The organism is Fluviicola sp., from assembly GCF_030151805.1.
Lineage (GTDB): Bacteria > Bacteroidota > Bacteroidia > Flavobacteriales_D > Crocinitomicaceae > Fluviicola.
In genome coordinates this window covers 1-8,174 of the sequence record NZ_JASLCN010000107.1, presented here as the reverse complement: position 1 = coordinate 8,174, position 8,174 = coordinate 1, and the positions used below count along the sequence as shown (strand labels likewise).

Genomic DNA, 8,174 nt, shown 5'->3' with positions numbered 1-8,174 from the left:
GTGACCTGGATATGAATGAATTAAAACGCATGGTTCCTGCCAATCGCTTTGGAAAAGTGGAGGAAGTAGCGTATCTTGCGAGTTTTTTAGCGTCTGAGAAGGCTGCTTATATTACAGGAGAGGTGATTAATATTAACGGAGGAATTTACGCTTAACAATGGAACATCGTGTAGTCATTACTGGAATTGGTGCTTACTCGTGTTTGGGTGAGGATCTGGACACAGTTCTGGAGTCATTGCGGCTTGGCCGCAGTGGCGTTATTTACGATGAAGAGCGGAAGGAATTCGGATACCGTTCGTGTTTTACCGGAATGGTTGCAGAACCCGACTTGAATCCCTTCTTATCCCGTCGTCAGCGAATCGGAATGCACCAACCGGCGCGTTTTGCGTTCATGTCGACCAAACAAGCCATGGAAGGTTCCGGATTAGATGCCGATTTCCTGGAAAAAACGGAAACGGGAATTATTTTCGGAAACGATTCTACGGCAGGTGCTGTCGTTGACACTGTCGACAGAGTGCGTTTGAAAAAGAACACCACTCTGATCGGAAGCGGCGATATTTTCCAGAACATGAATTCCACGGTAAACATGAATCTTTCAACGATCTATAAGTTGAAAGGCATGAACTTCACCATTTCCGCAGCTTGTTCTTCGGGTTCTCATTCCATCGGAATGGGCTATTTGCTGATCAAGCAAGGTTTGCAGGAGCGCGTGGTTTGTGGCGGAGCACAGGAAATCAATGTGTACGCCATGAGCAGTTTTGACGGATTGGGAGCTTTTTCCGTTCGCGATGATCATGCTTCCAAAGCAAGCAGACCTTTCGACAGAGATCGCGATGGGTTGGTTCCTTCAGGCGGAGCAGCAACGGTGATTATCGAATCATTGGAATCTGCTTTGAAAAGAAATGCTCCGATTTACGGAGAAATCGTTGGTTTCGGTTTTTCTTCAAACGGAGATCACATTTCCAATCCGAATTTTGACGGTCAGTTCAGATCTTTGAACATGGCTTTGAAACAAGCAAATTTAACACCTGCAGATATCGACTATGTGAATGCGCATGCTACTTCCACACCAATCGGTGATTCAACGGAAGCACAAGCAATTTCCAGTGTTCTGGGTTCCAAAGTTCCTGTAAGTTCTACCAAAAGTATGACCGGGCACGAATGCTGGATGGCAGGAGCAAGTGAGATCGTTTATTCATTGCTGATGATGAACAACGATTTCGTGGCACCAAATATCAATTTTGAAAATCCGGACGAACATTCGGCAAAGATCAACATCATTCCAAATTACATGGAACACAAGATTGATTGCTTTTTGTCCAACTCATTCGGATTCGGGGGAACAAATTCCTCCCTGATTATTAAAAAGTTTAAAAAATAGGCGAACCCACAATTATATGAAAAGAGAAGACATCATTCTTACAACAAAACAATTCTTGTCCGAAGAATTTGAGGTTGATGCTGCATTAATTTTACCTGAAAACAACCTTCAACAAACCTTAGACTTAGATAGCCTGGACTATGTAGATTTAGTAGTCGTTATTGAAGAAAATTTAGGAATCAAGCCAACGGCAGAGGATTTCAAAAGCATCGAAACTTTTAGCGATTTCTACGATTTAGTTGAACAACGTTTGAACGCTTAAAGGTGAATGGAACAAAAATGGGACGGCAAAACCAAGGGTTCGCTTTGGGGGTATAAATTTTTTATCTACTCTATTCGATTCTTAGGAGTCCGGTTTGCTTACTTCTTTTGTATCGGTGTTTCCGGCTACTTTCTCCTTTTTTCAAGAAAACCCAGAAGAGCACTTATTTCATTTTACCAAAAAGGATTTCAGTATACCAAATGGCAGGCAACTAAAGCCACTGCCCGGAATTTATATTTGTTCGGGCAAACACTTATCGACAGAATTGCTTTAAAAACACCGCGTAAAAGAATCTTTACGTTTCGTTTTAACAACGAAGAAGCATTGATCAAAATGAACGCGGAAGGAAAAGGTGGTTTCCTCTTTTCCGCTCATTTGGGAAACTGGGAAAACGCTGGAAATTTGCTGGGAGAACGCATTACGTTGAAGATCAACATCCTGATGCTGGATGCAGAAGTCCAAAAGATCAAAGCTTACATAGAAGACGCTGCTGGGAAATCGCAATACCAATTGATTCCCATCAAAGATGATCTGTCGCACCTCATCCTGATTCACCAGGCTTTGAAACGCAACGAGCTGATCGCACTGCATGCCGACAGAACGACTCCGGGTCAGAAAAACTTTAAATTGCCCTTTTTGAACGGCATGGCGGAATTTCCGGCCGGACCGTTTATTATGGCCCATAAATTCAAAGTTCCGCTTACCTTTGTATACGCAGTAAAATCGGGAAGTACTCACTACGAATTAAGTGCAACAAATCCGTTGACTGAATTCGAGTCGCCTGAGAAAATTGCCGAAGCGTATGTCAGGCATTTGGAAGAGCAGGTAAAAGCCAGTCCGACCCAATGGTTTAACTTTTTTGATTATTATGTTGATTAACAAAGAAAATATTACGTCGATTATCCCGCAAAAGGCTCCTTTTGTGATGATTGATGCACTTTTGAATGCCGATCAGAACGGTTTTCAGAGCAATTTCACCATTGCTTCGGATAACCTGTTCCTGGAAAACGGCATATTGTCCGAATCGGCATTGATTGAAAACATTGCCCAGACTTGCGCTGCAGGGTTCGGTTATCTGAACAGCCTGGAAGAAGACGGTGAACCGAAAATCGGGTTTATCGGAGCAGTGACACAGGTTCAAATCTCAAATCCCGCAAAACTGAACGATCAGATTGAAACTTCCGTTCACATCCTGAGCACCTTCGATACGATTCACTTGATTGAAGGAACGGCAACATCCAACGGAGAAGTGCTTTTGAGTTGTCAAATGAAAATCGTTCTGGCATGAAAGTTCTGAAATCATCCATTCTGATACCTGTACGCTTCAGCGAGACAGACGCAATGGGTGTTGTGTGGCATGGAAACTATCTGAAGTTTTTTGAAGACGCCAGAGAGCATTTCGGCAAGGAATACGGAATCGAATACCTCGATGTTCATGCAAAAGGGTACTTCATCCCCATCGTAAAATCGGAAATTGCTCATAAAGCTTCGATTTTTTACGGTGAATCTGCGTTGGTAAACGTCATCCTGGAACAACACGATTCTGCCAAGATCGTATTTCGTTACGAAGTGATCAATAACGCAACGAAGCAAATCGCTGCAACCGGAATGACCATGCAGGTATTTATGTTCACTTCCGACAGAACCCTGGAATTGATCAAACCTGAATTCTACCGCATTTGGGAAGAAAAGCAAAACTGGATTGATGGATAAATCCGTTTACATACAATATCTTTCGTTGGTTACACCGCTTGGAAACACGGTTGAACAACACCTGGAAGCTTTCAAAAACGGAATTTCCGGAATCCGGGTGTTTGAAAAGTCGGGTTTCCAGAACAGCAATCTTCCTTTGGCGAAAAGAACGGAAATCGAAACAAACCGTTACGATGGCCTGCTTCGGGAAGCTTTGGAGAAGATCCAGCTTACACTTCCGGAAAATGCCTTGGAAAGAACGGCGGTAATTGTTAGTTCTACCAAAGGAAACCTGGATTTGTTGCCGGAAGATACGTTTTCAAGTACGCAAACCATCATCCGTGAATTCTTCCCGAAATCCCCGGTTTTCATTATCTCAAACGCATGTATCTCCGGAGTTATCGCGATCAATACCGCTACGGATTATTTAGTGGCGGACACATTCGATCAGGTACTCGTGATCGGAATTGATGCCGTTTCGGAATTCGTTTCCTACGGTTTTCAAAGTTTGTTTGCATTGAGCAATGAAGCGTGTAAACCTTTCGATAAGGAAAGAAACGGAACCACTTTGGGCGAAGGATGCGGAATCATTCTCGTTTCCAAAGAGAAAATCCGCGACCACGCTGTTTTGTATAAAGGCGGTTCGTCTTCCAACGACGCCAATCATATCTCCGGTCCGTCACGCACAGGAGAAGGTTTGGTGCGATCCATTGAAAAAACATTGAAACGAAGCGGTTTGACCGCAACAGCTATTGATTTCATTTCAGCTCACGGAACAGCAACTGTTTTTAACGATGAAATGGAAAGTATTGCTTTCGGAAGAACACAACTCGACCGGGTTCCGCTCAACAGCATGAAAGGATATTTCGGGCATACGCTTGGAGCAGCCGGAATTCTTGAAACAATCATGAGTATTGTATCTATGGAGCAAAATCTCCTGTTTCCAAACTTGGGCTTTAAAGAAACAGGAACTTCCGTGCCGCTAAACATTGTGCAGGAAGTGAGTTCCAAAGAATTGAAAACCGTACTCAAAACTGCTTCCGGATTCGGTGGCGGAAACGCAAGTTTAATCTTACAAAAGGAAGGATGAAGATATTAGCACACAGCTACGTTTGTCCGGATGGAACAAAACTGAACGGAAAATTGATTTTTGATACCAAAGCCGAAGAGAATCCGTTCAAAGCAGCCTATCAGCAATTGGGTGCAGAATATCCAAAATTCTATAAGATGGATGTTTTGTCGAAAATGGCTTTTATCGGAACAGAGATCTTACTTCCGTTTTTCCCGGAAGATGCTGATTTGGAAAATGATTTGTTTTTGCTTTTTGCAAATACATCTTCCAGCCAATATACCGACAATCTCTTTGTAGATTCTTACGAAAAGCTCAACAATCCGAGTCCGTCTTTATTCGTCTATACCTTGCCGAACATTGTTACGGGCGAATTGTCTATCCGCAATAAATGGTACGGCGAAAACTGTTTTTTCATCGAAGAACAATTCAAGGCAGAAAACTTTACGGAACTGGCTCAGATCGGATTCAACAAAGGAAATACGCTTTGTCTTTGCGGATGGGTCGAAGCAAAAACAAATGGCGAACAAGAATGTTTCCTATTTTTGCTTTCTCCTTCAAATGAGGATACACATTCAGCTACAATCGAACTTTCAACTCTAATTAAACAATATAGAAATGAGTGATTTAAAAGAAAACCTGAAGGCTCAAATCATTGAGCAACTCAATCTGGAAGATTTAACTCCTGCAGATATTCAAGACGATGCTCCTTTGTTCGGAGACCAGGGACTTGGATTGGATTCCATCGACGCATTGGAATTCATCGTTTTGCTGGATTCCAACTACGGAATTAAAATCGCAGATCCGAACCAGGGAAAAGAAATTTTTCAATCCGTAAATACCTTAGCGGATTACATCGCTAAAAATCAATAAATGCGCATTTACGTTACTGGATACGGTGTTATTTCTTCTATCGGCGAAAACGTAGAAGAAACCTTACATGCCCTGCGTTCTGAAGAGACGGGCATCAAACAAGGAGAAAAAACCTACACAGAACGATTTAAAGTCGGAGAAATCCGGTGGACAAACAGCGAATTAATTGAGCGTTTTTCCTTAACACAGAACGCATCCCGGACAGCTTTGCTCGGAATGATCGCTGCAAAGGAAGCATTTCAGGGCCACGAATTATCGGCAGCATTTAAAACAGGTTTAATCTCCGGAACATCCGTCGGAGGAATGGATGTGAGCGAAATCGCTTACAAAGACTTCCTGAACGACGAAAAAGATGATTTAGAGATCTACAGAAACCATCCGAGCGGGACGACCAGCGAACAAATTGCCAAAGAGTTGGGAATCGACGGATATGTCAACACCATTTCCACGGCGTGTTCTTCTGCTGCAAATTCCATCATGCTCGGAGCAAGAATGCTGTTGAGCGGACAATTGGATCGCGCAGTAGTGGGCGGAACGGACGGACTTTCACAGTTTACCATTTCCGGATTCCGTTCCCTAATGATTTTTGATGACGAATGGTGCAGACCCTTTGATGAGACCCGCAAAGGCTTGAATCTCGGAGAAGGCGCAGGATTCTTGGTTTTGGAAACCGAAGAAACAATCAAAAAAACCGGTAAAAAACCCTTGGCGGTTCTTTCCGGGTGGAGCAATGCTTCGGATGCGTATCATCAAACTGCTTCTTCACCGGAAGGTTTGGGAGCAAGCTTATCCATGAAAGGCGCGTTGAAAATTGCCGGTTTGAACCCGGAGGATATTGATTATATCAATGCACACGGAACAGCTACTCCGAACAACGATTTATCCGAATCTCACGGAATTAAGAATGTTTTCGGAAATACCGTTCCAGCATTTAGTTCCACCAAAGCATATACAGGTCATACTTTAGCTGCTTCAGGAGGAATTGAAGCCGTTTTCGGAATTTTGGCCTTGAACAACGGAAGTTTACTTCCAAACCTGAATTTCAAACAAGCGATCGAAGAAACAGGACTCGTTCCGGTGAAGTATTACTCGGAAGGAAACGAGATCAAACATATTCTCTCCAATTCCTTTGGTTTTGGCGGAAACAACTCAAGCATTATCTTAAGCAAGGTTTAGCATGTATTTCATTCAACATATCGAATCAATTACGCATCAGGATTCTTTTCAGAAGGAAAACCTGTGGAAGGAATTGAAACCTTTGAATTCCGATCATGCTTTAATCTCTCCGGATTACAAGGCCTATATTCCCGTTGCAGCACTCAGACGTTTGAGTACCATTTTACGCATGGGAATCGCTGCTTCGAAAGAATGCCAGGAAAAAACGGCGCTTGAATTCGATTCGATTTCTGTTGGAACAGCACTTGGTTGTTTGACGGATACAGAAAAATTTCTCGTAACGATCAATACAGTGAGCGGAGATATTCTTTCACCGACCGCTTTTATACAAAGCACACACAATACCATTTCAGGGCAGATTTCTTTGGATTTGAAGAATCACGCATACAACATGACACATACGCAAAATGCTGTTTCGTTTGAAGTGGCTTTGATGGATGGGCTTTTGTGTGTGGACGAAGGAAAAAAATCCGTACTTGTTGGCGCAGCCGATGAAGCTATTCCGTTTTTGGAACGTTTACGCGGATCGTTGATCCAGACCGACTTTCCATTTACTTCCGGAGCAAGTTTCGGAGTCATTTCTTCGGATAAAAATCAATCCATTGCGCATGTTCAAGCCTGTGAAGTGATTTTTTCGCATGAAAACCCGGAGCAAATCGTTTCCGGATTCTTGAAGAAACATGCCATTCAATTACAAGATTTGGGTTTAATCCTGGAAGGAAACAACACTTTTGCAGCAGCAGGACCGAAGCATGTCAATTTCCTGGCTCATTCGGGATATTACCAAAGTGCTTCCGCTTTTGCATTCCATTTGGCGCATGATTGGTTCATTGAACACCCTTCAGCCAAAAAAGTATTGATTGTAAACAACCTCGAATCCGGCAAATTGGGATTAACTCTTTTAAGCAGCAATGAAGCATAAACTCAATACTGCTGTTGGGTGTCTTTCGCTTCTCATCTGTTTCGTGTTTTTTCGCGAAAGTCCTTATTTCTGGACAATCATTGTTTCCATTGTCGTTTTATTCAACCTCATTCTTGCTTCCGGAATCTTATTTCTTCGCTTCGAATACTTTTATCCGGCAGTTTACAAAAACTCCTCACCGGAAGTGATTCTCACTTTTGATGATGGTCCTGATCCGGTTCATACGGCAGAAGTACTCGATATTCTTCAGAAATATGAAATCAAAGCCCTGTTTTTCGTAATCGGGAAGAAAGCAACGGAACATCCGGAATTGATCCGGCGCATCATTGACGAAGGACATGAAATTGGGAATCACACGCAAAACCATCCCATCTTTTTTGCCATGTACAGCCGGAAAAAAATTGCAGCAGAAATTGATGCGGCAGAAAAGAACCTGGCGGCACTCACAAAAAGAGAAATCCGGCTTTTCCGCCCACCAATCGGGTACATGAATCCAAGCATTGCAAGCGTACTCAAAAAACGAACCCTGAAAATTGTAGGCTGGAACGTACGCTCTTACGATTCATTCAAAAACGAGGCACAATTGCTCACACGGTTGATCCGGCTCACTAAAAAAGGAAGTATTGTCTTAATGCACGACAATTTAGCGCATACTTCTGTAGTTTTGGAAGCATATATTCAACGCGCGCAGTCGAATGGTATTATCTTTGCAAAACAAGAACAACTGAAAAAATTCATTCATGAAATTCATCACTAGTTTCCTTATTTCTCTATTGATATCCGGTGCTTCTTTCGCGCA

The 8,174-nt window shown here is 42.7% G+C and carries 12 protein-coding genes; all 12 read left to right on the top strand.

Annotated elements, in window-relative coordinates:
- Positions 1-155, top strand: a 155-nt coding sequence (locus Q1V93_RS04220; RefSeq protein WP_300661903.1) for an SDR family oxidoreductase, incomplete at its 5' end; no start/stop codon positions are given.
- Positions 156-157: 2 nt separating this feature from the next.
- Entirely contained in the window at positions 158-1,381 is a 1,224-nt protein-coding gene (locus tag Q1V93_RS04215; protein ID WP_300661901.1) for a beta-ketoacyl-[acyl-carrier-protein] synthase family protein, read from the top strand.
- Positions 1,382-1,397: 16 nt separating this feature from the next.
- On the top strand, positions 1,398-1,643 hold the full coding sequence (locus tag Q1V93_RS04210; RefSeq protein ID WP_124747518.1) for a phosphopantetheine-binding protein: 246 nt from the start codon (positions 1,398-1,400) through the stop codon (positions 1,641-1,643).
- A gap of 6 nt (positions 1,644-1,649) precedes the next feature.
- On the top strand, positions 1,650-2,522 hold the full coding sequence (locus tag Q1V93_RS04205) for a hypothetical protein (protein WP_300661894.1): 873 nt from the start codon (positions 1,650-1,652) through the stop codon (positions 2,520-2,522).
- The gene (locus Q1V93_RS04200) at positions 2,512-2,931 is read left to right on the top strand and encodes a hypothetical protein (RefSeq protein WP_300661891.1); all 420 of its coding nucleotides are present in this window, start codon (positions 2,512-2,514) and stop codon (positions 2,929-2,931) included. Before Q1V93_RS04205 ends, Q1V93_RS04200 begins: the two co-directional genes overlap by 11 nt.
- Positions 2,928-3,356: an acyl-CoA thioesterase gene (locus Q1V93_RS04195; RefSeq protein ID WP_300661888.1), complete on the top strand. Its 429-nt coding sequence runs from the start codon at positions 2,928-2,930 to the stop codon at positions 3,354-3,356. The genes Q1V93_RS04200 and Q1V93_RS04195 overlap by 4 nt, the downstream gene beginning before the upstream one ends.
- Complete coding sequence (locus Q1V93_RS04190; RefSeq protein ID WP_300661885.1) at positions 3,349-4,425, top strand: beta-ketoacyl synthase N-terminal-like domain-containing protein; 1,077 nt, start codon at positions 3,349-3,351, stop codon at positions 4,423-4,425. The genes Q1V93_RS04195 and Q1V93_RS04190 overlap by 8 nt, the downstream gene beginning before the upstream one ends.
- On the top strand, positions 4,422-5,030 hold the full coding sequence (locus tag Q1V93_RS04185; RefSeq protein WP_300661883.1) for a 3-oxoacyl-ACP synthase: 609 nt from the start codon (positions 4,422-4,424) through the stop codon (positions 5,028-5,030). The genes Q1V93_RS04190 and Q1V93_RS04185 overlap by 4 nt, the downstream gene beginning before the upstream one ends.
- On the top strand, positions 5,023-5,277 hold the full coding sequence (locus Q1V93_RS04180) for a phosphopantetheine-binding protein (protein ID WP_124747512.1): 255 nt from the start codon (positions 5,023-5,025) through the stop codon (positions 5,275-5,277). The genes Q1V93_RS04185 and Q1V93_RS04180 overlap by 8 nt, the downstream gene beginning before the upstream one ends.
- Positions 5,278-6,453: a beta-ketoacyl-[acyl-carrier-protein] synthase family protein gene (locus tag Q1V93_RS04175; protein WP_300661875.1), complete on the top strand. Its 1,176-nt coding sequence runs from the start codon at positions 5,278-5,280 to the stop codon at positions 6,451-6,453. It abuts the gene before it with no gap.
- Position 6,454: 1 nt separating this feature from the next.
- Entirely contained in the window at positions 6,455-7,375 is a 921-nt protein-coding gene (locus tag Q1V93_RS04170; RefSeq protein ID WP_300661872.1) for a beta-ketoacyl synthase chain length factor, read from the top strand.
- Positions 7,365-8,132 carry a polysaccharide deacetylase family protein gene (locus Q1V93_RS04165; RefSeq protein ID WP_300661869.1) on the top strand — a complete coding sequence of 256 codons (768 nt, stop codon included), beginning with the start codon at positions 7,365-7,367 and terminating at the stop codon, positions 8,130-8,132. The genes Q1V93_RS04170 and Q1V93_RS04165 overlap by 11 nt, the downstream gene beginning before the upstream one ends.
- Positions 8,133-8,174: the final 42 nt, after the last annotated feature.